The organism is Epilithonimonas sp. 33E, assembly GCF_059372615.1.
On sequence record NZ_CM182009.1, the window covers coordinates 3,036,432 to 3,061,368 of the forward strand.

Below are 24,937 nucleotides of genomic sequence, written 5' to 3' on the forward strand. Positions count from 1 at the left end.
GATGACAGGTTGTTTGTTATGCTGACGAAGGAAGCATCTTTGTCATGTTGAGCGAAACGCAGTGAAGTCGAAACATTTTTTTTCAACAAGACAGCTCGGGGAATTTAAAGGCTTATGGGTGGAGGACGCTGGAGATTGCACCCTAAAAACAGATTGTTACCGGTAGGTCTCCGGTAAGCCGGAATCAATATCATAAGCAATATTAATATCACACTGATGGTGATGATATTGATTACTCTGCCGATATGTTTGAAGCTGATATTAGAAGTGATGGATAATTGCTTGTTATAAGGGGTATTTGTACTCCAGGTGTGCTTAGAGTCATTTGGAGAAACAGTCTCAACAGGAGCAGGGGATGTAGGTTGGGATGATGCGGCTGTTTTATGTTCAGCTTTAGGCTTCTCTGTAATCGTTTTAAGAGGCTTATTCTTTGGTTGCTGTATATCGGCTGCATCTGTATGGATGATTTCTGCACCTGATATTGTTGTGTCCTCTGCAATGACTAGTGCTGCCCCGTCCGATATATAGATCTTCCCGGACTGTGCCTGGCCTTCTTCCTGGCTGCCGGCGTATGCTTCTTCCGGCTTGCATGCAGCATATGACATGTTGGTTGCGAGTAGAGAGATAGCCAGAAAACAAAAATATCTCCCGCTTATCATAAGAGGAGATACAGTGTTCTTTTTTCTGATCATTTGTGTTTTCACCATCTGTACTTTTAGTTAAATACCGGTAAATAACCGACCATATATATAAGGTATACTTACTATAGATCCATCATCATTATCAATTCGTGTTATTTACGATTGCAATATTATCTAAAAGCCTGAGGCTTTGCAGAGTGTTTAATATCTTGATTTCCGAAATCAAGATAAATTTCCGAAATAGTAATCTGTATTTGTTGGTGTTTTACAAATTAATCTATATGGAAACCAGTTGTTTGTTGTTTTTTTAGAGAATGATGCTTCAACAACCGCTCATAGTTGAATTTCTGTTTTTTGTATATTAAAATTGTATTTTTGGGGCACTTTGATTTTGAATATAATGCATGTTAGGCAATAGCCTTGAACTGGCTATTTTGGAGATCGTACATTCAAATTATTAGGGAAAACAGGCACCCACAGACAATCTATAATTTCTCATATGAAAGTATTTCTTTACATTCTTTTCACTTTTTCTACCCTTCTTGGGCATGCCCAGAATAAGCAATTGCCAACAATCCGATCAGAAGAATCCGTAATCAGCAAAAAACTGGATGAGGATGAACTGAATGTGGATGCTAACCCGAAAGAAAAAGAAATGCTGCTACTCAGTTTAAAGCAGCAGTCGGAAGCGTTAAACTATCATGTCGGTATATTACGCTGCGTCAATAAGCTCATGAGATTATATTCCGACCAGGGAAGATCCAGGGAAGTTGTAGACCTTGGAAATGACATAAAAAAAAGCATTACGGATAAGAAAGACCCGCAAGGCATCATCTCAACCATATACAGGATTAATGCGCTGAACCTGGGTATTCTTGGGCTGGATGATGCGAGCCTGAAAGATTTCAGAACCGCTATCAGGTATGCTGAGACCATTGATAACAGGGACGCTAAGTTGTACAAGCTCTCGCTTTGCTGTCAGAATATGAATGTCTATTTTGCTAAGAAGTACCTGGAAAATAGAAAGTATGGGGATTCTAGTGTGTATTATCTTAATAAGAGTCAGGAACTGGCGAAACAGATCAGGGATGACAACGGCTTGGTATCCAATAGTTTGAAGTATGACCAGATTGCCTATAATGATATGCGCCTTGGTATGTATTATCTTCAGGATACCGATACACCCGGAAATCTGGAACAGGCAGAGAAATACCTGTTGGAAGGGGAGAAGATATATAACAATAGGCAATATGACATACCGCCGGATAACAGAGTCATGATGCTGAACCAACTAAGCTGGCTGTACCTGGAAAAGAAGGATTACAAAACATCTATTGATTATGCCAAGCAGGCGCTGGCACTGGAGAAAAAATACAGGAATCCTGACCATAGAGTGGAATCCTACGAGTTCCTGGCAAGCTCCTATCTCGAAACCGGTGCAAAAGAGCAATCCAAATTCTATATGGACCGTTACACGCTTCTTAAAGACAGCCTAACGCTTGCCGACAAGAAGAATGCGGATATCTCTATGAAAGAAATGGTATCGGAAGTAGATAATGAGCATAAGATGCTTACGCAGAGACAATGGCTACTCACGGGATTGCTCTTTTGCGGATTGGCAATCTTTATATGGATATTGTGGGGAAGAAAGAAAAGGAGTCTTCGTAAAAAATATGAGGAGATGATCAGTAAGCTGCAAAACGAAACGCTGAGCAACCAGAGCCATGCAAAAAGTGCGGAACCAATACCGGTTATTAAAAACGGGATCTCCAACGACACCGAAAAAGATCTCTTGGTACTGCTGGAGAACTTTGAAGCCCAGGAAGCATTTCTTGATAAAGATATTACTCTCACCACGGTTGCCACAATGTTCAATACCAATACAAAATACCTTTCGGAGACTATCAAAAAATACAGGTCACAGAATTTCAATAAATATATCAATAGCCTGCGGGTCAACTATATTGTCCATAAGCTGTACAATGAGCCAAGATACAGGGATTATAAGATAAGTTATCTTGCTGAGCAATGCGGATTTGCGACTTACCAGGTGTTTATACTTGCTTTCAGAAAGGAACATGGTGTAACACCTTCTTATTTTATACAAAATTTAAGAAAAGACCAAGCCTGATCATCAAACATCCTGCTAATATTACTAAAAAGAAAACCCACACCAATATTGATGTGGGTTTTTCTAATATTATGAAGAAGATTTATTTCTTGATCACTTTGAACGTTTTTGTTTTTCCGTCCTTGGTTGTTGCCTTCACAACGTAAGTTCCTGTAATTAATGTTGATAAGTCTAGCTGAACTTTTGACCCATCCAGGCTTGCGAAGTTTCTTACCAGCTTGCCTTCGATGTTGTAAACCGAAACGTTGGTTACGTTCTTTTCGCTTACGAGATTCAGGATGTCTTTTACCGGATTTGGATAATAAGAGATTGATTGTGAACCGATATCATTTACACCCAGAGATTCTTTCACATCCAGCGTATAGTCTTCTGCCTGCCCGTACTGATAAATCGAATTATCACAAGGTGTTGTCATAGAAGCATCCCAATTCAACATCACTCTCATTCTTGCTTTACCAACAGTTGCTGTGGAAGGCACTGTGATATCACCTGTAATCTGTGCGCCATCTGTACCGTCAGAAGTTACTGCGCCTATCTCATACATCTCACCTACATCTGTAAAACTTCCGTTTTGATTCCAATCCACAAAAACCGTTGCATAATCATAACCGCCATTGGTATTAGCTTCTATGGTAATCGGATACTGACTGCCCTGATAAACCTCTCCGACTTTGTCAAGATAATATTCGTTAGCCTGGCTGGAATAAGGATCTGATGTGTTATCGATGCCTGCAAACTGAACTTTAGTAATAGAATCAACGCCCCAAGTTGGTGTTGTACTACAATAAACATCATTAACCGTTACCTGGAACGAACATACATAAACAATTTTCCCATCCGCATCTACCAGATTGTGGACAACATTGGTCACACCAATCGGGAACTGAGAACCGGATTCGTAGCCGGAAACCAGAACCGTCTGTAATCCTGAAGAAGAAGATGAACCGCAAGTAACCGGTAATGTATAATTAACAACTACTGATGTTTCTGAAGGACTTGCAATTGTTGTTTGGATATTGTCCGGACACGTGATTGAGCAATCGTTACTGCTTAATAAAAGATTGTTGAGGTTAACAGCCCAGCCTGCCGCAAAGAATGGCGGAATAGAATTATCAAATCCGGCAATGAAATTCCCATTCGAAGAAATTCCCATTGCAGTTCCTAATTTTCCGTCAAAGGTCGTCACTGCTACATTCTGGCTTGTCAAAATATCTTTCAGGAAAACAGGATTAGAACTTAGTGAAGGGTGATAGATTATTACTTCTCTATTACCAGCCTGTCCTGCATATCCAACAGCAATTCCGTTTTCTGAAATCGATGAAAATACAGCAGAGTCATAACCAGCCGGTACATTAAAAGATTTGTAGACGCCGGTATTGATATTATATATGAAGGGCTTACCATCCTTATAGCCCACTACCTGTCCTGCATCATTGATATCAGCTGCTTCACCGTAACCCAAATCTCCGATGTAATGCACTACTCCATCCGGCGTATAATAAACCGGGATCCAATAAGTACTTCCGTTAATAGAATATTTGTTAACAAATCCGGAAACAATGCCCGAACTGTTGATACCCTCGCCTCTTCCATATTCAAAAGAACCGTCACCATCCAGTTTTTTAATTGTTCCGGCTTCTGTATCATAAATGAAAGCGTAACTATTTTCAACACTTGTGGAAATTTGCCCCGTTACATATTTACTGTTATTGGAGATGGCATTGGCACTGCTAAACCAGCTGTTACCTGGCACATCCCCAGTAAAATAGCCAATCGCCGTCCAGACACCATTTTTTCTGTAACCCGCCTGCCCCAGTTCCTCACCATCTGAACTTGTATATGCCATTAATCCTGCAACATCTCCCGCGTTATTAATGGAGTTTGTGGCCTGGCCTCCTTCTGTTGGTGTTGTGACGCCTGTTGCAAAATCATAGTAAGCACCTGAATGGATGCCTTTTCCGTTGTCATTAATGTCATAAAGACGTGACCCCATACCGGTAAGAACTTTCAGTTCCATTTGCTGGGCTTTGATCTCTGACATTGTCATAATACCCAATAAAAGCAAGTAAACTTTTTTCATAATAAATAAATATTGATAGTAATTTTTCTTAAGCGTTAATGAATTCTTGTCTCAAAAACTTGTTTACAATGTTATATATTAATAACGCCATTACCTAATTTTTTACTTTTATAATTCGTGAATTTTTAAAACACCAAACATTCAAACAATTAATTATCAATACGTTAATAATAAATAAAAATATCCATAGTTCCTACAAAGAATTATCAAAATTCTTCAAATTCACAAATAAAAAAACTATTTTTGTAGTATGTTCAGGGTATTTTTTCTGTGGTTGGTGATCATTTCCGGTATCGTTCTGGTATCGGCGCAAAGTAATCCAGAAACTTTACAGCTTCTTGACAAAGCTTACAAAAGTCTTTACGAAAATCCCGATAATGCTTTCCAGATTCTTCAGAATATTGATGAAAACAAAGAGTCTGAGCTCATCAAACAACGCGTTCAGATTATCCTTTCCCGGGCTTATAATTTCAAAGGCGATTATGCAAAATCCATTGAGCGATCTATTGATAATCTGAATAAAAACAGGAATGAAAACAACTCTTTCTATGCTGATTTTGCCCTGGCTCAACAATACCAGTCGCTCAGGCTTTACAAACAGTCGATAAGAATCTCTCAAACCCTTGTTGATAAGGCTTCCAAAATCAAATCTCAGCATTATCCGGAAAATCTGTCAGCTTATATCTATCAGTTGAATGCTTCTAATCTAATGGTTCAGAAAAAATGGAAAGAAGCCGAAGAAAATCTGAATCAGAGTAATGCTGAGTTAAAAAATACGGATGAAGATTTTATCATTTCTATAGAAAATCAGATTTACCAGACATTTATTTATATTTCTAAGAATCAAATTAATAAAGCTGAAAAATCAATTAATGACATCCAGAAAAAGCTGGAGGAAACACCTCAATATGTATTTCTAAGAGCTTTCAATCTGGACAATTTTGGAAGAATTAATTTCCTAAAAAAAGATTATGCTAAATCAACCGACAATTTGAATCAGGCTTTGGAATTAATTCAAAACAAGCCTTACGATGCATTGAGATATAGGATTTATGATGATTTGTCCAAAAATTATCTGGCATTAAAAAATGAAGAACTGTATCAAAAATATTATTCCATATATAAGGAACAAACCGACAAATTAGACAAAAATAAGAAAGACGCTATCCGAAACCTGGTCAGGCTAAACGATCAATATGAGAACAAACGGCTTGAAGACTCTCATAAGAATTTCGTCAGCAATATTCTGATTGTTTCGATTATTTGTATAATAGCAATTTTAGCAATACTTCTTTTCAGCATATTTGAGAAAAGAAAAACAAAATCTATCCAGAAACAAATCGATTTCTATTCGAAACAACAGGATTTCATTAAGAAAATTGATGAAAACAAAACTTCTATTGAATTAAAAGCTGACAAAACAGACGCTGATAATTCTAAAAAAACACCTCTCATTTCCAAAGAAAAAGAAATGGATATCCTTGCACGTCTGGAAGAATTTGAAAAATCGGAAAAGTTCCTGAATCGCGATATGTCTTTGGCAATGCTTGCCGGACAACTGGACACGAACACGAAATATCTGTCCGACGTCATCAACCGATACAAAGAAAAAAATTACAACAACTATATTAATGAACTAAGAATCAATTACATCGCTTATCTTTTGAAAACCGACCCTGCCTATCTTAATTATAAGGTAAGTTATCTGGCGGAAAAAGCAGGTTTCTCTTCTCACAGCGCATTCACAACAGTTTTCAAATCCGTAACCGGGATTTCGCCAAACACATACATCCAGCAATTGACTCAGAATAAAAAATGAAACGTTACATTTTCATATTAATCATTTTCTCTTTTACCGGGATTTTCAGATCCCAGTATAATGAGCAATTGTACAAAAAAGCTTTATCGGATATTTATCAAGATCCTGATAATTCTCAAAAAATAACGCAGCTAATGCTGAAAAACGAAAAGAATCCGGATAATCTCATCAAGCTTTATAAACTGATGTCGCATTCCTATATTTCAAAACGCGAATTCGACAAATCTCTGGATTGGGTTCTGAAGATGAAAGAACTGAGTAAAAATGTGACCAATCCGGAACAAAAAGTAAAAATCCTGAATGCAACCTCCATACAATATCAGCAAATGGGACTCAACAGCAAGACGTTGGAAATCCTGGATGAATCTTATCAGATTTGCAGCCAACTTCCAGATGGGAAATTCAAAACTTATTATCTCGGTCTCAACTCTGCTTTGAGAGGTTTGGTCTATAAATCACAGGACAATAACGAGCTGGCTTTGGAAAAACTGCTCATCGGGTTGGAGTATCTGAAAAAAGTGGGAAATTATGACAATGCCATTGCAAACAGCAGTGTTTTCCTCTACAATATTGGCTACTGTTATTTTTATTTGAAGAGATATAACGAAGCAGAAAAATATTTCAGACAGTCTGCAGAAGTCGCCAGGTCGGTTAAGGCAGAGAGTTTGGAGGCTTTTGCCTACAAAGGTTTGTCCGAGAATTTCACGGCTTTGGGAAAACATCGGGAAGCGATAGAGCTTTTGAAAAAATCGGTCAATCTGTCCAAGAAAGTCGGCGATTTGGTGTTGAGCGAAGGGATTTACAAAGGTTTTTCTGACAATTATCTCGCTCTGCAAGATTGGAACAATTATGAAGTGTACAACAAACTGTACATCGAAACCAAATTTGCAAGAGAACAAAGCGAGCTCGCTTCTCTCAACAAAAGTATCGATGTACTGAACCAGGAAAACAACAGAAAAATCGAGGAACAGAAAAGCAGGTTGAAAATCATATTATTCATCATCATTGCAATTTCTTCAGCGGTTTTTATCTGGTTTCTTATTAAATTTATATCGCACAAAAAACGAAACAAATTATTATCAGAAAAGCTGAATCAGATCAACAAAATCACAACCTAAGAATGAAGAATATTTTTGACCAAAACGACACCAATCACTTTATCAAGAGAATCAATGCACTTACCGAGGACTCTTTCCCAAAATGGGGCGTGATGTCCGTTGACAAAATGCTGGCGCACTGCAACGTGACGTATGAACTCATCTATGAACAGGAAAAACATAAAAAACCGAATCGTCTCATGAAGTGGGTTCTGACACGCTTCGTAAAGCCAAAGGTCGTAAATGAAACACCATACAAACACAACTCTCCAACCGCTGCAATGTTTGTCATTACAGATGACAAAAGCTTCGAGGAAGAAAAAAAGAGAATTATCGGATTCATCCAGAAAACGCAACAATTGGGTGCAGAAGCCTTCGAAGGAAAAGAGAGTTTTAACTTCGGAAAGCTCACGGCAACCGAATGGAACAATATGATGTCCAAACATCTCGATCACCATTTGACGCAGTTTGGAGTATAATGATTTAGCTCGCTGATTGACCGGATTTTGCTGATTTATCTGCTAAATCAAAGAAATCTGTGAGAAATAAATATCGATTTGGGCAGCTTTATCCGTCTTCCACTCCCGCTTTTTTCTGTCATTGCGAACAAAGTGAAGCAATCTATACAACTTTAGTCAATCGCAATGGCAGAAAAAGAGCTCCGTTCAAGCCGGGCTGCGAGTGATTCAACGTTTAAAAAAAATTAGTTATGAAAAAACTTTTCTTTCTTTTGATAATGATTTTTGGAATTTTTACATTTTTCAATGCCCAAGAAGTTGAGAAATTAATCAAAAATAATAACGAATTTTTAATTGGGAAAATCGACAATTCTGCCAACCTGAAAGTTCTTTTTGAAACTGTCTCTGCAGAGAATCAAGAAAAAAATACTTACAAAGTTTTTGGTTTCTCGGATGTAGAAGGAACAAAAGCTTACTTCGAAGGAATCATAACTTTTGACGCAGAAAAAACTAAAAATTCCAAAGACCAGTTCAAAATCTATGATTTGAAACTCTCGGAAAAAGGAAACGGAAAACACAACGGGATTTTCTCCGGAGAATTAACTATCAAAGAATCATCAGACAAAAACCAATTGAAATTTGAGGGGACTTGGACCAACTATGGAAATACGCTGAGCTTTCCGTTCTATTTCAATAATTAATCAATATACTTCGACAAGCTCAGTGTGACATATCTAACGCTAAGCATTGTCAGGCTGAGGCTCTCGAAGCCACTCAAAATAATAAAATTCTAAAAATGAAACTTTTCACACCAATAACATTCAGAAATGTAGAGCTGAAAAACCGAATCGTCATGTCGCCAATGTGTATGTATTCTGCTGAAGAAGGCGTTGCCAATGATTTCCATTTTGTTCATTACGGTAGCCGTGCTCAAGGTGGCGCGGGATTGATTATTGTAGAAGCAACCGGCGTTGAACCCAGAGGAAGAATTACCAACAAATGTCTCGGAATCTGGAATGACGAACAAGCTTTGGCCTTGAAAAAAATCGTTGACTTTGTTCATCAGAATTCGGAAAGCAAAATTGGAATTCAACTGGCTCACTCAGGTAGAAAAGGTTCTGTTTCTGCCGAAACCAACAGACAAATGAGCTTAGAAGAAGGCTGGGAAACCACTGCTCCAAGTCCAATTCCTTTTCATCATTCCGAAAGAATCCCTCGCGAATTATCTGTTGAGGAAATTAAAACTTTGGTAGAAGATTTCCGAAAAGCAGCCAAAAGATCGGTTGAAGCTGGATTTGATGTTTTGGAAATCCATGGTGCACACGGGTATTTGATTCATCAATTCTTATCGCCACTTTCCAATACAAGAACCGATGAATATGGTGGAAGTTTTGAAAACAGAGCAAGATTCTTAATGGAAATCGTAGATGCTGTTAATTCCGAAATCACAGAAAAACAGGCGTTTTTCGTAAGAATCTCCGGAACAGAATATGCTGAAAATGGTTGGGAAATAACTGACAGTGTTGAACTTTCCAAAACTTTAAAAGATAAAAATGTAGACCTGATAGATGTTTCCAGTGGCGGAAATATCAATGGTGTTACAATCCCTTTGAGACCAGGTTACCAGGTTCCGTTGGCTGAGGATATAAAGAAAAATGCTGAAATCCAAACCGGAGCTGTTGGATTAATCACTTCCGCAGAACAGGCAGAAGAGATTCTGCAAAACGGACAAGGTGATTTGATTTTCCTGGCTAGAGAAATCTTGAGAAATCCTTATTTCGCAGTTCAGTCTTCCTGGGAAAGTGACGATGATTGTTTTTATCCGCATCAGTATCTGAGAGCGAAACCTTCTAAGTAATTATGATTTTTGTACAAATTTCACATTCATTATTTTTTGCATTATTAAATTGTGTTCTTTATTTGAAATATAACAATGGAACTATAAAGCCAATTTATGTTTATTCATTAATTATAATATTTTTCTCTCTGTTTCTGTACAATCATTTTTTTAATGGTATATCAAATCATCTATTTTTATTTACTCTAATGTTTTCAGTTTCATTTGTAATATTACAGTTTATGAAAAAATTTGTGACTGTATTTGAAAACAATAAAGAATTAGAAAAACGTAACCAACTGAAAGAAACAATTTTATCAATACAGGATTTTATAATTAATAAAATATTTATTATCGGATTATTTCTCTATCAACTATTACTGATTTGGTTTCCTGGGATTTTTGAAAAAATATCAGAACAACAATAAAAACCGCCCTCACGGAAAAGAACGGTTCTAAATGAATTTGGATTTATCATTTTGGAATTACTAAGATAAAGAATAAGAAAGCCTGTCCCAATTTTACCAAGCTGACTTTTGACAGAATATCAAAGAAAAACTTTCCTTTTTGGAAAGTTTTTTTGTTTTCACAGAAATTGACAGCCGATGTCACATAATGTCACGCCTTTATTATAAGTTTTAGAGTTTCCAATATATAACTTCACTCAACAAAAAATATATATGGAAAAGTATCTATTCTCGAAAATTTTAAACAGAGGAATTCTATCAATTCCTGTTTTTAGTTTGACATTGATCTATGGACAATATCAATCCAAAAAAATCACAGCTCCCATCAGAGAAAGCCGGGCAGAATTCGGAACATCTGTTGCCATTAATAATCAATTCATTGCTGTTGGCGCATCCAGAGAAGACATTGCAAAAGGTGCTGTTTATATCTACAAAAAAAATGAAAGCAATTGGAGTTTCAATCAGAAAATTATGGCTCCGGACGGTGTTGAAATGGCGGAATTCGGTGGAAGTATCAAATTCGGAAATGGTTTTCTGGTTGCAGCTTCCGGAAGGGCTGATATTGATGGCATGATCAGGTCCGGTGCATTATATATCTATGAACTCGGCTCTGATGATCAATGGAATTTCACGAAGAAACTAACTGCTTCGGATTATGATAATGATGCTTTGTTAGGTGTTAATCCAACTTCTGTTGATGTGAGTGATAACCTGATTGTTGCCGGAGCTCCCGGATTCGATTCGTGGAAAGGTTCTGTTTATATTTTTGAAAAAGTTGGAAACCATTGGGAACAGACCCAAAAATTGGATTCGCCTGAAGGTGTTGATTTTGGAAATTTCGGAATTGGCGTCAGCGTTTCAGGCAATTATCTGGCTGTTGGTGCAAGCGGTGAAAATAGTAACGCCGGTAAAATTTACATTTACAAAAAGAATGATTCCGGAGAATGGATCTTTCATCAAAGTCTAACTTCATCGGATCATTTTGAAAACTCTTATTTTGGAAATTCGGTAAGTATTGATGGTAATGAATTGGTGGTCGGCGCTTATACGGAAGTCAACACAGGAAATCCATCAATGGCATATATTTTTAAACTGAATGATAATGGAAATTGGGAAGAATCGCAAAAAATCTCAAGCTATGAATCTTTCGAACATACTTATTTTGCATGGATGTGTGAAATGAAAAACGACAAGCTTCTCATCAGCGCTCCGCATCTGTATGGAACTGAGCCTGGAAGAGCTCTGCTTTACAAAAAGAACAGCCAGAACCAATGGGAATTTGATCAGGAATTAAAACCGGCAAACGATGTTTCTGAAGATTTCTATGGTTGGAGTATCGCAATGAATAGTGATGAAATAGTTGTTGGTTCAGCAAGAGATAATTGGGACAATAATGAAGAAAATGAGCTGAATGATGCAGGCTCGGCATATATTTTCTCTCCATCAGATCTAGCTTCTAATGAAAATAATTTTTCTGAAAAAAGCATAAGAATCTACCCAAATCCGGCTAAAGATTTCATCAATATTGCAAGTATTAAAGAGATTAATTCAGTTGAAATCCTGGACCAATCCGGAAAACGAATCTCAGAATTCAAAGAATTAAAATTCAATGTTTCTCAACTTCCAAAAGGTATTTATATTTTGAAAATAAAATTCTCAAACGGAAATTCATCGATTCAGAAATTGATAAAACAGTAATAATTAAAGACACTTCGGCTTCGCTCAGTGTGACAGCTCTAATACTTAGCATTACCTTAAACAGTGTCAGTCTGAGTGGAGTCTAAGACTTTAAAATATTTCATCAACATCTCATCTTTTTGTTTTTACGATTAATTATAATTATATTTCGTTATCGATTTGACTAGAAGATGAAATTATTTCTGAAAATAATTCCAATAATTGTACTTTTTATTCTGCCTTCAACAATATTAGGGCAGTCGGAGAAAGAATGTGAAGTGATTATTGATTCCGCCATTCAGAAGATGTTCCGAAAAGAACACACGAAGTCTCTGGAAATGCTGATCCGTGTAAAATCTGTTTCTGAACAAAAAAAATGGGACAAATCCAACTTTCGTGCAACCAACAACATAGGTCTGAATTATTATCTGATGACGGACTTTGGCGAAGCTTTGAAATATTATCTCGAAGCTTATGATATCGCGACCAATATGCCCGACAAAAAGCACGTGATGACGGTTGTCAACAATATTGCAGTCCTTTATTTTCAGGAAAAAAACAACAAAAAAGCCTACGAATACTTCCTAAAAGCTTATCAGACAGCAAAAGAAAATAACCGGAATGATAAAGCCGGCGCCTACGCAGTGAACCTCGGACTGGTACTTAATAAGCTGAATAAGGTTAACGAAGCTTACAAATATATTCAGGAAGCGGAAACCCTGACCAAAGACGACCCGAAAGTCAACATCATGTACAAGATGGCTTTGGCAGAAAATCTTTATCTCAAGAAAAAGTATAAAGAATCCGAAGCTATCATTGACAATCTGATTCCACAGATTCAATCATCTGATGAAAATGAAAATCTGGTTTTTCTTCTCCTGATAAAAGCTCAGATTAATGAGAAAAAAGGTGATCTTACCTCAGCAAAATCTTTGGCTTTGCAGGCCAGAAAACTCTCTCCAAATATCAATAACAGAGAAGAGGTTTACAATTACCTATCAAAGATCAATGCCGAAACCAAGAATTATGATGAGTCTTTGAAATATAAAGATTCAGTCATTATTGCAAATGATTCGATTTCGAAAATTAATAATTCGACGTTGTTCAATAATGGCAAAATCAAGTTCGAAATGCAGAATTACCAGTTCGAACTCAAAGAAAGCCATCAGCGTTTGAAAGATGAAAGAAAAATCTTCTACATCATCATCGCTTCTGCTGTCATCATCATTTTGCTGGTGCTCCTTTTCCTTTATAATAACTCGATAAAATACAAACAGCAGAAAAAAATCACGCAACTGGAATTTGAAAAAAAACAAAGCGACAATCTGATTCTGACTCAACAGTTGAAAGAGCAGGAAACATTGTCTTTACTTGAAAAAGAACGTCTCAAAAATGAAATTGAGCAACAAAACCGACAACTGACTTCGCAAGCTTTAACCATCTCCAGCAGAAATGACGTGGTGGAAGAAATTATTGAAGCGATTGTCAACCAACCGGAGATTTCCAACAATGCCAAGTTGGTCAACTCTATCAAGGATTTGAAAATTCAGCTTAAAAGCAATAATCAATGGGATAGTTTTTTCAAACATTTTGAAGGCGTCAATCAGAATTTCATCACTACTTTGAAAGAAAGACATCCGGATCTGAGCTCTTCAGAGATAAGATTCATCTGTTATGTTTATATGAATCTGAGCCATAAAGAAATTGCATCGATTCTCAACATCAGTCCGGAATCCTGCAGAAAAAGGAAAGAAAGAATCAGCAAAAAACTCAATCTTCCCGACAAAATAAACTTATACGACTATATTTCAGCTATATAGACAAAACTACGTCACGCAGAAATTGGATTGATGTCACGCAATGTCACGCCGTAATTGATACATTTTTTTTGATTTATCATCAATTTTACATCAATAAAATTTTTGAATATGAAGAAAATATTGACTTTATTTTTATTGGCAATTTGCTCCAGTTTTTCTACCAAGTTGGCGGCTCAGTTGTCATTTTTAACTTCTCCAGATTACGGGCAAGTGTTTGATGTGACTTATGACCCTATCAAGCCAGATGTTTTGTACGCCAATACAGTAACCAATCACATTGTGAAAAGTTCTGACAACGGAAAAAACTGGGAAGTTTTGTATTCTTTCCCGCTAGATATTAGTCTTGGAACGATCAAGGACCTGCGATGGACACAAGACCAGAAATATCTCAGTTTTATTGTGACTGCTGAAGGAACGGTTCATAACCAAGTGATCATCATTGATCCGGCCAATGGAAATGTCATCAAAAGAATCGATTCTCCGAACGGAAATCAATCAGGCAACCTGATAATGTCCTACTTTATTACTGGCATTAATTATGAAAATATCCTTTTGCACACAACCTATATGTACAATTTTGGTCTTGTAACTGATGTTTTTTACACCAAAAATGGCGGAGACAGTTGGCAAAAGGTTTACACAAGTTCTGCGAATGACGGTGTTCACATCAATAATGTCGCCATCAGCCCCAATAATCCCAACAAATTATTTTTAGCGAGAGGATTCTCTCCGGGAGAAAAAAACGGAGGATTATATGTATCAGACAATTCCGGAAATAGTTGGACAGAAAAAATTGCAGGTACCAATTACTCTGCGATCACATTTGACCCGGCAGATTCTCAAAAGATGTTTTTGGGATCGTTCTACCTAACAGAGACCCAGACCGAAAATCTTTACAGATCTACAGACGGTGGCGAAAGCTGGAACATTGTTCCCATCACTTGGACCACACTTTCTACAAACAGCATACAAAAGATTGTCATCAATCCTAAAAATACTAATGATATCATGGTTCTCGAAGAGAATGAGATCGTGATCTCAAAAGATGGCGGAAACACCTGGATGAATTATGTTTATCCTGCCAACGATCTGGAAAACAAATATTATTATGGACTGAATGCGACTTACAATCCTAATAACAGTAATGAAGTGATCATCAGTTCCAATTATTATCCTTTCCATTCTTTGGACGGTGGAATTACGTTAACAAGACTCAAAAATCCGTTTGCGAATAATACTGATAGAGTCAGCTTTCATAAAAATTCGGACAAGCATTTGTATTATGGATTGAGAAGAGGATTTGTTCATCAGGATTTCCAAACCGGGCAAGAAACAGGAATTGGATTGATGGCTATCAATTTCTTTCCGAATTTCAGAAGTACCGGTCTTTATGCAGATCCGTTGGTTGCAGGAAGAGTTTACGTCACCTCAAGCAATTTCATGGGTTCTACCTTTGCTGTAAGCACCAATCACGGCGCCAATTATTCTACAGGTTACAGCGATTACGGATTGAATATTATGAGAGTTGCCACATCCAAATCGAACACCAATCATTCCTGGGTCTCTTTCGACGAATCTGTAAGGAAATTTGATTTCACCGATATGAGTGGAATCACAAGTCAGGAAGTGATACTGCCTTCATTCGGAACTGTTTTCGGAATCAGCATCGATGAAACTAATGAGAATCATGTGATTCTTTCCCAGAATAATAATGTTTACAGAACAACAGACGGCGGACAAAACTGGACACCATCAGAAAGCGGATTGGGAATACTGGAAAGCAATGTGGATTTCATTTATGATATTAGTAAAAATCCTTTCAATAAAGACCAATTGCTGTTGTCAACAACTCAGGGGATCTTCATCTCTAACGATGCCGGTGTAAAATGGGCTCAGATATACAGCGATAATGTCATCAACAGAGCCGAATTTTCGCCTTATAAAAATGGTGTTATCGTAGCAACTTCTAATTTTATGAACGGAAGCGGTGAAGGTTATGCATATCCTCCGTCACAAGTGAGAATTATTTATTCAAATGATTTAGGGCAAACCTGGAATGAAGTCGCTCCTGAAAAGCTGGGTTATCTTTTCTCAGAATCTTCTGCAATTGATTTTCTGGATGATGAAAAGGCTGATATCTACTTCAGTACATCTGATCTGGGATTGGTAAAATATCAGATCAGTCTGGAAACTTTGGCAACCAATAATAATTCTTTATCAAAGGCAGACTTAATCATTTATCCAAATCCAACTTCGGATTATATTACTATTTCTAATGACAAAATCAAAGAAGCAACGATCGTAGATTTTACAGGGAAAACTTTACTGAAATCAACATCAAAAACAATCGATCTATCGAATCTTCCAAAAGGTGTTTACATCCTGAATGTAACAATAGAAAATGGAAAATCCATATCGAAAAAAGTGATTAAAAACTAAAATTTCTTCATATCAAAAAATAGCCTTAACAGATTTTGTTAAGGCTATTTTTTTTAAACCAAAGCTTGGTGATATTGTACGGATAGCCAATCCGCACAATATGTGAATTTTTTTCTATTTATGAATCGGATTGCATAAAAAAATATTAGAGTATCGAAATTTTATTTATCTTCGTCTCCATAAAACACACGATTTTAATACTCATATATATTAACATTTAAAATCAAAAATGATGGGATTAAGCAATTTGAACACCACACATCTGAGCAGTGCAAAGATCACTGCCGCCAACGATGCCATCTCGGCACTCGAAACAGCAATTGAAGAAATTAATATCAACCTTTCCACCGAAGACCGCAGACGCTACGGTAGCATCAATGAGCAGAACAAACTCTTTGTAAACAAGGTATATGACTACAACCAGAGCCAGGCCAACCTCAGCTCGCCCGAAGTGGACTGGGAAGAGTTTGCGAAAGATCATACTTCCAGAAAAAATATGGAGACAATGATCAGCAAGCTGGAAAGCATCATCACCAGGCTGAACAATGCCAAAACCCTGCACGACTACGACAACTATCAGGCGGCATTGGTGGATTACTCCTACACCACCTACAAAGCGGGACCGTCGGCACCCGGATTTGAAGACAAATACAGAGACCTGAAGCAGTTCTTTGTAAAAAATTCAACATCCACTGCGCCGCCCACAGAAGACAAACCGTAAAACAACAATCATCAATCGCCCCTCCCAATATTTGGAGGGGCATTTTTTTGCTTTTACCTATCCGGAGACGTTCTGCAGTGGTCGGTTGGAGTTAGGGGATCTATCCCAATACGTCCGGTATAGGTCCGGACACGTCACCCAACCTATCCGGAGACGTTGCGCAAGGGTCTGGCCAGGTTGCAGACCGCTCCGGATACGTTCCGGGAAGGTCCGTAGTGATGGAGGCACGTGTCCAGAGGTATCCGGGACGTGTCGGGATACGTGTGGTGACGTGTCGGGAGGGATGATGGACGTGGTGGGGTGGGTTTTGTTTTTGTTGGAGCGAGCGTCTCGCATTTTTTGAATGACACAAGCAAGATGCCCACAACAACATGGGTAAACAAAATTTTGTTTCACTTTTAAAAAATATAAATATTGGAACGTCGTTTATCTTTGTATTAGCAGAAAGCTTAAACAAACGCTTGTCACAAATGAAATTTATTATATTTTTTCTTGGAATCTCTACCTTTTGCTTCTCACAAAAATTTAGTTTCATTTACGAAACAAAATACAAACTGAATTCAGAAAATCCGGATGATGTCAATTCCGAGAAAATGATTTTGGATTTAAAAGATAATATTTCAATTTTTAGAGATTCAGTAGAAAAACAAGCAGATTCATCAAAGTTGAATAATGGAAAGGAAATATTTAAAATGGGCGTTGAAAACCAATTCTATGTCAAAAAGAATCTTGCTCAAAAAAGAGTTGAAAAAGTAATAACTTATTTGCGAACAGATTATCTTCTTCCAATTGAGGAAAACTTAAACTGGAATATAACTTCCGAACAAAAAATGATTGGAAAATATCAATCTCAAAAAGCAGAAACTACTTATGGAGGAAGAAACTGGATTGCCTGGTTTACAACAGAATTACCTTTCAGCGATGGTCCATATATTTTCAATGGTTTACCCGGATTGATTGTTTCTATCCAAGATTCAAACAATGACTATTCATTTAATTTGATAGAAGTCAAGAAAGGTGGGAATCTATTTGATGCACGCACGAAAACAATAAAAATTGATTGGAAAAAATATGAAACACTTGCAAAATCATATTTTAATGATCCATTTAACATCAATTCAAAAGGGTGGAAAACAGCTACATTTACCGATCCGACTGGTAAAACAGTGGATATTTCCGTGAAAAATAAAGAATTTCAAAATAATATTTTACAAGACAATAATCCAATTGAATTAAATCATAAAGTAATTTATAAATAAAAACCTTTCCGATTTGGAAAGGTTTTTATTTATCTAATACTGAAACTTCCTGAAAGCTTCCAGCGTTTTATCAATCTCTGTATCGCCAATCGCGGACGAAATAAACCAAGTCTCATAGCCACTTGGCGGAAGATAAATCCCCTGCTCCAAAACCTGATGAAACAAATTATTGAACAAACCGATGTTGGAGTTGTTCACTTCATTAAAGTTACTCGCAGAAGTTACATCAAAGAAAATCGACATCATACTTCCCTTTCGGTTGATTCTGTGTCGGATTCCTTTTTCATTCAATATTTTTCCAATTTCGAAGTCTAAAGTTTCGGTTGTTTTATCAAGTTTTTTATAGAAATCAGCATCCTGCTTTATCAATTGTAAAGTTTTAAGTCCAGCTCTCATTGCGAGAGGATTTCCACTCAAAGTTCCGGCCTGGTAAACGCGCCCTCTTGGCGAAAGCCAGTTCATAATTTCGTTTGGTCCCGCAAAAGCTCCAACCGGCAATCCGCCACCAATAACCTTTCCATAAGTCACCAAATCCGCTTTCACACCCAAAGCTTCCTGCGCACCGCCAAAAGCCAAACGAAAACCTGTCATTACCTCATCAAAAATCAATAAGGCACCATTCTCATCACAGATTCTTCTAAGATTTTGAAGAAAGTTATTCTCGGGCAAAATACAACCCATATTTCCGGCAATCGGTTCTACGATAATCGCCGCAATCTGCTCAGGATTATTTCTGAAAAGGTCTTCAACCTGTTCTATATTATTGTATTCGGCAAGTAATGTATCTTTCGCCGTTCCTTGCGTAACGCCAGGAGAATTCGGACTTCCAAAAGTCGCCATTCCACTTCCCGCCTGAATCAGAAATGAATCCGAATGTCCGTGATAACAACCTTCGAACTTGATGATTTTATCTCTTTCAGTATAACCTCTTGCCAAACGAATGGCACTCATACAAGCTTCGGTGCCCGAAGAAACCATCCTGATTTGGTCAACATTCGGAACATTTTCCACAATGAATTTTGCAATCTCCGTTTCCAATTCCGTTGGCGCTCCAAAAGAAAATCCTTTCTCAGCCTGCAGTTTCAGAGCTTCCAAAACTTCAGGATGAGTATGGCCTAGAATTGCCGGTCCCCACGAGTTGATATAATCGACGTAAGTTCTGTCATCTTCATCCGTAAGATAAGCACCTTTTGCGGATTTCATAAAAATCGGGACACCTCCTACGGATTTAAAGGCACGAACAGGCGAATTAACACCACCCGGAATATATTTATACGCTTCCTCGAAAAGCGCCGAACTTCTTTGATATAACATTTTAATTGATCGTTGTTTGTTGATAGTTGTTTTGATAGTTATTAGATTTAAATCTAAATTCTAACCTCTAAATTCTAGCTTCTTGGTTTTTTACTTTGCAGATAGATCACTTGCCCTGCTCTTGGTTCTTCGCCTGCCTCCATTCTGTTTTTAGAATACAGTTTTTTCAGTTTGATTCCGAATTTCTGAGCAATATCGTGCATTGTTTCACCAATTCCGGCTTTGTAAGTTTCTTTGTTTCCTGATGAGTTTTTACCTTCTAAGAAAATGATATCATTCTTTGCCAGTCTGGAGTCTTCCAGTTCATTATATTTCATCAGACGTTTTTCACTGATTCCGAATTTCTTGGCAATATCAGACATATCTGCATCCACAGGCATTATAAAGAATTTCAGATCACCATTAGGATGATTTTTCACAAGAATATTTTTCAGAAGCGCTGCTTTCGTGCTTGCATCTACAATCTCAGAAACTTCTGATTGTTTTTTTGCATACGAACCTTGAGAGTAAGGCACCTTCACTGTTGGCGGAGTAACTTTGTCATTCTGTTTTTCCTGACTTAGTTGCGCCATAAAAACCGCATCATTATTCAGGTTGGGATACAATTTCAAAATGGCGTAATAGACCTCATCCTTCGTTGTATTATCAAATTCATACAATTTATATCGCTCGATCTTATCAATCAGGATGTAGGCATATCTTGGATTGGTTGCATATCCTGCTTTCTTAAGACCGTGTGCCCAGGCTTTGTAATCTTTTGGATCTAAGTCAAAAAGCTTGGTGTAATATTTTCTCGTCGCCAAAAAAACCGAATGGTCTTCATAAGACTGCTTTGGATCTTCATAAACACGGAAACACTCGTTGGGCGCATCATCAGTATGTTTCATTGTTTTGCCTGTCCAGTCCTCCTTGCATTTGATTCCGAAGTGGTTTTTTCCTTCCAGTGCCAATCGGCTTTGTCCACCTGCCGTTTCCAAAAGCCCTTGAGCCAAAGTAATACTTGCAGGGATTTTATATTTCTCCATTTCTTCCACTGCATACGGTGCGAATTTCTGGATATATTGGTCTTCCGTTTTCCAGGTTTGTGCTTTTGCCAATCCTAAAACACAAACAAAACCAATCGCCAATAATTTTTTCATTTTCAATATTTTAAAATATTTATTTCTTTATTTTTCAGGAGCTAATCCCGCTATCCGCTATATCTTTTTTGTCATTGCGAACGAAGTGAAGCAATCCTTAGAATTTTTCACCGCAATGACAAAAAAGGATGCCGCTACTATCGGGGCTATGGGTTTCTAATTCTTTTCAACTTTTGTCATCAAAACAAAATTTGAAAACTTAATCAACCTCTTCAGAGTTTGAAACTGGGGTTTTATTCCGCAATCGGTTCCCTTCCTTTACTTTTCAAAAACTGGTTCGCTCCTTTGATTGCCTGCAATCCGCCAGTGTGAAACATAAGAATTTTTGAATCTTTCTGGAAAAAACCTTTCTCCGCCAAATCAAAAATCTTCTGCATCATTTTACCTGTGTAAATCGGATCAAGCGGCACCTGATATTCGTTATAAAACCAATTTATAAAACGGACATTCTCATCAGATATTTTTCCATATCGGTGTTCATCAGCATCAATTAATTCAAAATTCTTTCTTCTGCTCCATTCCGAGATTGTGTTCTCCAACGAATTATCCTTCACAACTTTGATTCCAATCACATTTTGATGTTCTTCTGCAAACCTGGAAATCCCGGCAATTGTTCCTCCGGTTCCAACAGCCGTGCAAAGATAATCAAAATCTTTGGTGTCATTTCCCAACATATATTGAACACCTTTCACCGCCATTTCATTACTTCCGCCTTCAGGAATTATCAATGAATTAGGATATTGTTCCAAAAATTTTTGGGTTAATTGCTCCTTGTTTTGATAATCTTCCCTTGAAACAAAAAAGAATTGCATTCCGTTTTTGGAAGCTTCGGAAAGTGTGGGATTGTCTTGCCAATTATTTTTTAATTCATTTCCCCGGATAATTCCGATCGTTGGAATCCCGAATTCTTTCCCAAAAGCAGAGACCGATGCAATATGATTTGAAAATGCACCTCCAAAAGTAATTAATAAAGGATTTTCCGGTTTCGATTCCATGTATTGATTGACATTGAACAATAGTTTCCAGAATTTGTTACCGGAAATGGTGGGATGAATCAAATCTTCTCTTTTAATGAAAATCCTGACATCAAAACCGGTTTTGATTTCAACAATAGGGATTTTATGTTCCGGAATCTGAAGCATCTTCAAAAGTAAATATTTCTAATGAAAGCTCATATGATAAAACTTATTTTATAAAAATATTAACCACCGAATCTCTTGCGCCCCGACCTGAGTGAAGCTCTTTTTCTGTTATTGCGTTTGTACAAATGTTCTTCAGATGGCTTCACCTTGTTCGCAATGACAGAAAAAAGCGGGAACGGAGGGCGGATAAAGGCGCCCAAATAAAAAATCCACCGAAAATTGGTGGATTTAGAGTATATAATTAATGAAAATTATTTTGTTCTTTCGATGATTTTTTTCACTGCTTTTATCACAGCTTCAGAATCGATTTGATACTTTTTCATCAATTCAGACGGCGTTCCGGATTCTCCAAAAGTATCATGAACCGCAACAAACTCCTGAGGTGTAGGTCTTCTTCTGGATAGCATACCGGCAACAGATTCTCCTAAACCTCCAAGATAGTTATGCTCTTCTGCAGAAACCAATTTTCCGGTTTTTTCTACAGATTTCAGAATGATCTCTTCATCCAAAGGCTTGATAGTGTGGATATTGATAATCTCACAAGAGATACCTTCTTTTTCCAGTTCATCGGCAGCCAACAAAGATTCCCAAACCAAATGTCCGGTTGCAACAATCGTTACATCTGTTCCTTCCTGCAAAAGAATTCCTTTCCCAATCTCGAAAGGCATATCTTCCGGAATAAAAACAGGGACTACCGGGCGTCCAAATCTAAGATAAACAGGACCTTCGTGTGCGGCGGCAGCTAATGTTGCAGCTTTGGTCTGATTGTAATCACAAGGATTGATTACCGTCATTCCCGGCAGCATTTTCATCATCCCGATATCTTCCAGAACCTGGTGCGTTGCGCCATCCTCACCCAAAGTTACCCCTGCGTGGGAAGCAGCAATTTTCACATTCTTGTTGGAATAAGCAATCGATTGACGGATCTGGTCGTAAACTCTGGAAGTTGCAAAGTTGGCAAATGTTCCTGCGAAAGGAATTTTTCCATTGATAGTCAAACCGGCTGCCATTCCCATCATATTGGCTTCTGCAATACCCGTCTGGAAGAATCTTTCCGGCGCTTTTTCTATGAATTTCTCCATTTTAAGCGAACCAATTAAATCTGCACAAAGTGCTACAACATTTGGATTGGTGTCTGCCAATTCTGCCAAACCAGCTCCAAAACCTGACCGAGTATCTTTTTTTTCTGTGTATGTATATTTCATTTTGTTATAATTGATGGATGATAGTGATAAATGATCTATGTGTTAATGACAATAATCATTTCATCATTAATAATTAATAATTCATCATTGATAATTAATAATCAGCTGGTGCTTCCAAATACAGTTGTTTGAAAGCCGTCTCTAACTGTTCATCGTTAGGCGCTTTTCCGTGCCAAGCATGGCTACCAACCATAAAATCCACGCCACTTCCCATCTCTGTATGAAGAAGGATAGCAACAGGTTTACCATTGCCTGTTTCTGATTTTGCTTTCTTAAGAATAGCAATTACAGCTTCAAGGTCGTTACCGTTTTTCTCTTCCAAAACCAACCAACCGAAAGCTTCCAACTTAGCGTGTAGATCACCTAAAGATAAAACATCATCTGTATCACCGTCAATCTGTCTTCCGTTATAATCTATTGTTGAAATAATATTATCTACTTTTTTAGCCGCAGCATACATAAAAGCTTCCCAAACTTGTCCTTCCTGTAATTCGCCATCGCCATGAAGTGTATAAACCAGCGCTTCATCTTTATCCAGTTTTTTACCCTGAGCTGCTCCTAAAGCCACCGATAAACCTTGTCCTAATGAACCAGAAGCTACTCTTACACCAGGTAAACCTTCATGCGTAGTGGGATGACCTTGTAATCTTGAATTCAGTTTTCTGAATGTTGCCAATTCCGGAATCGGGAAAAATCCGAATCTTGCCAATGTACTATAAAACACGGGAGAAATATGCCCGTTTGAAAGGAAAAATAAATCTTCATTCTTACCTTCCATTGTGAAAGGAAGTTTATAGTTCATAATTTCCCCATACAGTGCTACAAAATACTCTGTACAACCAAGGGATCCACCGGGATGACCACTGTTAACAGCGTGAACCATTCTCAGAATATCTCTTCTGATCTGCGTTGAAAGGCTTTTCAGCTCTTCGATTGATTTGCTCATTATGTTAGATTTGCTTTCTTGCGAAAATACGACTTTTTGATGACCTCCAAAAATCTACTCTTATAAAAGTTGCACAAAAAAAACCGCTCAGCATTGAGCGGTTAATTATCATTTTTAAAAAATTATTTACCGAATGTGTATGCATAGCCCAAATTAATTGAGCTAATTGTTGATCCATTTTTAGAAACCCCTGCATAACCTAAATTAACTTGGCTAGGCCCAAAATGATAAGCCGCCTTTGGTTGATAATAAAACCCTCCATCACTTTCGCCATTAGCAAAAAGAAAACCATATCCAAGATCAACTCCTAAGCTAAATTGTGGTGTAAACATATACTGAGCAGAAGCAGCAACAGGAACAAGACTTAATGTATCATACTTAACATCTCCGATATATGGATATGTTACAGTTTTTCCTAACCAAGCTGAATAACCTGTAGCAATACCTAAATTAAATTCGGCAGCAACCGGCCATCTGTAAGCACCATCAACACCAAGTGTAAAAGACGAAACATCGCTTGCATCACCAACCGGTAGACCAACGTGAGCTCCAAGAGTAAAACCTGATTGCGCATTTGATAATCCAAAAACTGCAATAGCAGCCATTAAAATCAATTTTTTCATAGTTGTAATTTTAAAGATTGTTATTAATTGTTAAATTAACTTAAAACATTGCTAAATTAATATTTTTTCTCAAACTTCAAAATAAAAATAAAAAACTTGATTAAACCTAAAAACCAATAAAA

20 protein-coding genes are annotated in these 24,937 nt (G+C 37.4%); 12 read left to right on the forward strand and 8 right to left on the reverse strand.

Annotated features, from left to right (window positions below):
- Positions 1–104: 104 nt before the first annotated feature.
- Complete coding sequence (locus AC5P2S_RS13875; RefSeq protein ID WP_494555285.1) at positions 105–605, reverse strand: hypothetical protein; 501 nt, start codon at positions 603–605, stop codon at positions 105–107.
- A 535-nt stretch (positions 606–1,140) separates the two neighbouring features.
- On the opposite strand from AC5P2S_RS13875, the gene AC5P2S_RS13880 reads away from it, so the two are divergent.
- Positions 1,141–2,772 carry a helix-turn-helix domain-containing protein gene (locus AC5P2S_RS13880; protein ID WP_494555286.1) on the forward strand — a complete coding sequence of 544 codons (1,632 nt, stop codon included), beginning with the start codon at positions 1,141–1,143 and terminating at the stop codon, positions 2,770–2,772.
- Positions 2,773–2,854: 82 nt separating this feature from the next.
- Here AC5P2S_RS13880 and AC5P2S_RS13885 read toward each other — a convergent pair whose 3' ends face one another.
- The gene (locus AC5P2S_RS13885; protein ID WP_494555287.1) at positions 2,855–4,852 is read right to left on the reverse strand and encodes a T9SS type A sorting domain-containing protein; all 1,998 of its coding nucleotides are present in this window, start codon (positions 4,850–4,852) and stop codon (positions 2,855–2,857) included.
- 250 nt (positions 4,853–5,102) lie between these two features.
- Here AC5P2S_RS13885 and AC5P2S_RS13890 point away from each other — a divergent pair, with 250 nt between their 5' ends.
- The 11 genes from AC5P2S_RS13890 (at position 5,103) to AC5P2S_RS13940 (ending at position 18,446) form a co-directional block, all read left to right on the forward strand.
- The gene (locus AC5P2S_RS13890; RefSeq protein ID WP_494555288.1) at positions 5,103–6,671 is read left to right on the forward strand and encodes a helix-turn-helix domain-containing protein; all 1,569 of its coding nucleotides are present in this window, start codon (positions 5,103–5,105) and stop codon (positions 6,669–6,671) included.
- Positions 6,668–7,789 carry a tetratricopeptide repeat protein gene (locus AC5P2S_RS13895; protein ID WP_494555289.1) on the forward strand — a complete coding sequence of 374 codons (1,122 nt, stop codon included), beginning with the start codon at positions 6,668–6,670 and terminating at the stop codon, positions 7,787–7,789. The genes AC5P2S_RS13890 and AC5P2S_RS13895 overlap by 4 nt, the downstream gene beginning before the upstream one ends.
- Before the next feature lie 2 nt (positions 7,790–7,791).
- Positions 7,792–8,247, forward strand: coding sequence for a DUF1569 domain-containing protein (locus AC5P2S_RS13900; protein WP_494555290.1), 456 nt, complete (start codon positions 7,792–7,794; stop codon positions 8,245–8,247).
- 230 nt (positions 8,248–8,477) lie between these two features.
- Positions 8,478–8,927 carry a hypothetical protein gene (locus tag AC5P2S_RS13905; protein WP_494555291.1) on the forward strand — a complete coding sequence of 150 codons (450 nt, stop codon included), beginning with the start codon at positions 8,478–8,480 and terminating at the stop codon, positions 8,925–8,927.
- A gap of 95 nt (positions 8,928–9,022) precedes the next feature.
- Positions 9,023–10,084, forward strand: a complete 1,062-nt coding sequence (gene namA, locus AC5P2S_RS13910) for an NADPH dehydrogenase NamA (RefSeq protein ID WP_494555292.1) — start codon at positions 9,023–9,025, stop codon at positions 10,082–10,084.
- Positions 10,085–10,305: 221 nt separating this feature from the next.
- Positions 10,306–10,491 carry a hypothetical protein gene (locus AC5P2S_RS13915; protein ID WP_494555293.1) on the forward strand — a complete coding sequence of 62 codons (186 nt, stop codon included), beginning with the start codon at positions 10,306–10,308 and terminating at the stop codon, positions 10,489–10,491.
- A gap of 252 nt (positions 10,492–10,743) precedes the next feature.
- The gene (locus AC5P2S_RS13920) at positions 10,744–12,228 is read left to right on the forward strand and encodes a T9SS type A sorting domain-containing protein (protein WP_494555294.1); all 1,485 of its coding nucleotides are present in this window, start codon (positions 10,744–10,746) and stop codon (positions 12,226–12,228) included.
- Between the two features lie 170 nt (positions 12,229–12,398).
- Positions 12,399–14,027, forward strand: coding sequence for a tetratricopeptide repeat protein (locus AC5P2S_RS13925; protein ID WP_494555295.1), 1,629 nt, complete (start codon positions 12,399–12,401; stop codon positions 14,025–14,027).
- Between the two features lie 108 nt (positions 14,028–14,135).
- Positions 14,136–16,466 carry a T9SS type A sorting domain-containing protein gene (locus AC5P2S_RS13930; RefSeq protein ID WP_494555296.1) on the forward strand — a complete coding sequence of 777 codons (2,331 nt, stop codon included), beginning with the start codon at positions 14,136–14,138 and terminating at the stop codon, positions 16,464–16,466.
- Between the two features lie 232 nt (positions 16,467–16,698).
- Positions 16,699–17,187, forward strand: coding sequence for a hypothetical protein (locus AC5P2S_RS13935; RefSeq protein ID WP_494557036.1), 489 nt, complete (start codon positions 16,699–16,701; stop codon positions 17,185–17,187).
- Between the two features lie 470 nt (positions 17,188–17,657).
- Complete coding sequence (locus tag AC5P2S_RS13940) at positions 17,658–18,446, forward strand: GLPGLI family protein (RefSeq protein ID WP_494555297.1); 789 nt, start codon at positions 17,658–17,660, stop codon at positions 18,444–18,446.
- Between the two features lie 33 nt (positions 18,447–18,479).
- Here the strand turns inward: AC5P2S_RS13940 and hemL are convergent, their stop codons facing one another.
- From hemL to AC5P2S_RS13970, 6 genes are all read right to left on the reverse strand, one after another.
- Complete coding sequence (hemL, locus tag AC5P2S_RS13945) at positions 18,480–19,760, reverse strand: glutamate-1-semialdehyde 2,1-aminomutase (protein ID WP_283417179.1); 1,281 nt, start codon at positions 19,758–19,760, stop codon at positions 18,480–18,482.
- Positions 19,761–19,834: 74 nt separating this feature from the next.
- A complete protein-coding gene (locus AC5P2S_RS13950) occupies positions 19,835–20,899 on the reverse strand; it encodes a glucosaminidase domain-containing protein (RefSeq protein WP_283417178.1) in 1,065 nt (354 codons plus the stop codon).
- Positions 20,900–21,132: 233 nt separating this feature from the next.
- The gene (locus AC5P2S_RS13955) at positions 21,133–22,041 is read right to left on the reverse strand and encodes a 1-aminocyclopropane-1-carboxylate deaminase/D-cysteine desulfhydrase (protein WP_494557037.1); all 909 of its coding nucleotides are present in this window, start codon (positions 22,039–22,041) and stop codon (positions 21,133–21,135) included.
- Between the two features lie 251 nt (positions 22,042–22,292).
- On the reverse strand, positions 22,293–23,246 hold the full coding sequence (locus tag AC5P2S_RS13960; RefSeq protein WP_494555298.1) for a transketolase family protein: 954 nt from the start codon (positions 23,244–23,246) through the stop codon (positions 22,293–22,295).
- A gap of 94 nt (positions 23,247–23,340) precedes the next feature.
- Complete coding sequence (locus tag AC5P2S_RS13965) at positions 23,341–24,192, reverse strand: transketolase (protein WP_283417176.1); 852 nt, start codon at positions 24,190–24,192, stop codon at positions 23,341–23,343.
- A gap of 122 nt (positions 24,193–24,314) precedes the next feature.
- Positions 24,315–24,815 carry a hypothetical protein gene (locus tag AC5P2S_RS13970; protein WP_494555299.1) on the reverse strand — a complete coding sequence of 167 codons (501 nt, stop codon included), beginning with the start codon at positions 24,813–24,815 and terminating at the stop codon, positions 24,315–24,317.
- Positions 24,816–24,937 lie beyond the last annotated feature (122 nt).

Bases quoted from the DNA above. Each gene is read 5' to 3' on its own strand.
- AC5P2S_RS13875 (WP_494555285.1), bottom strand. From the start codon at position 605: ATGTCATATGCTGCATGCAAGCCGGAAGAAGCATACGCCGGCAGCCAG.
- AC5P2S_RS13880 (WP_494555286.1), top strand. From the start codon at position 1,141: ATGAAAGTATTTCTTTACATTCTTTTCACTTTTTCTACCCTTCTTGGG.
- AC5P2S_RS13885 (WP_494555287.1), bottom strand. From the start codon at position 4,852: ATGAAAAAAGTTTACTTGCTTTTATTGGGTATTATGACAATGTCAGAG.
- AC5P2S_RS13890 (WP_494555288.1), top strand. From the start codon at position 5,103: ATGTTCAGGGTATTTTTTCTGTGGTTGGTGATCATTTCCGGTATCGTT.
- AC5P2S_RS13895 (WP_494555289.1), top strand. From the start codon at position 6,668: ATGAAACGTTACATTTTCATATTAATCATTTTCTCTTTTACCGGGATT.
- AC5P2S_RS13900 (WP_494555290.1), top strand. From the start codon at position 7,792: ATGAAGAATATTTTTGACCAAAACGACACCAATCACTTTATCAAGAGA.
- AC5P2S_RS13905 (WP_494555291.1), top strand. From the start codon at position 8,478: ATGAAAAAACTTTTCTTTCTTTTGATAATGATTTTTGGAATTTTTACA.
- namA (WP_494555292.1), top strand. From the start codon at position 9,023: ATGAAACTTTTCACACCAATAACATTCAGAAATGTAGAGCTGAAAAAC.
- AC5P2S_RS13915 (WP_494555293.1), top strand. From the start codon at position 10,306: ATGAAAAAATTTGTGACTGTATTTGAAAACAATAAAGAATTAGAAAAA.
- AC5P2S_RS13920 (WP_494555294.1), top strand. From the start codon at position 10,744: ATGGAAAAGTATCTATTCTCGAAAATTTTAAACAGAGGAATTCTATCA.
- AC5P2S_RS13925 (WP_494555295.1), top strand. From the start codon at position 12,399: ATGAAATTATTTCTGAAAATAATTCCAATAATTGTACTTTTTATTCTG.
- AC5P2S_RS13930 (WP_494555296.1), top strand. From the start codon at position 14,136: ATGAAGAAAATATTGACTTTATTTTTATTGGCAATTTGCTCCAGTTTT.
- AC5P2S_RS13935 (WP_494557036.1), top strand. From the start codon at position 16,699: ATGGGATTAAGCAATTTGAACACCACACATCTGAGCAGTGCAAAGATC.
- AC5P2S_RS13940 (WP_494555297.1), top strand. From the start codon at position 17,658: ATGAAATTTATTATATTTTTTCTTGGAATCTCTACCTTTTGCTTCTCA.
- hemL (WP_283417179.1), bottom strand. From the start codon at position 19,760: ATGTTATATCAAAGAAGTTCGGCGCTTTTCGAGGAAGCGTATAAATAT.
- AC5P2S_RS13950 (WP_283417178.1), bottom strand. From the start codon at position 20,899: ATGAAAAAATTATTGGCGATTGGTTTTGTTTGTGTTTTAGGATTGGCA.
- AC5P2S_RS13955 (WP_494557037.1), bottom strand. From the start codon at position 22,041: ATGCTTCAGATTCCGGAACATAAAATCCCTATTGTTGAAATCAAAACC.
- AC5P2S_RS13960 (WP_494555298.1), bottom strand. From the start codon at position 23,246: ATGAAATATACATACACAGAAAAAAAAGATACTCGGTCAGGTTTTGGA.
- AC5P2S_RS13965 (WP_283417176.1), bottom strand. From the start codon at position 24,192: ATGAGCAAATCAATCGAAGAGCTGAAAAGCCTTTCAACGCAGATCAGA.
- AC5P2S_RS13970 (WP_494555299.1), bottom strand. From the start codon at position 24,815: ATGAAAAAATTGATTTTAATGGCTGCTATTGCAGTTTTTGGATTATCA.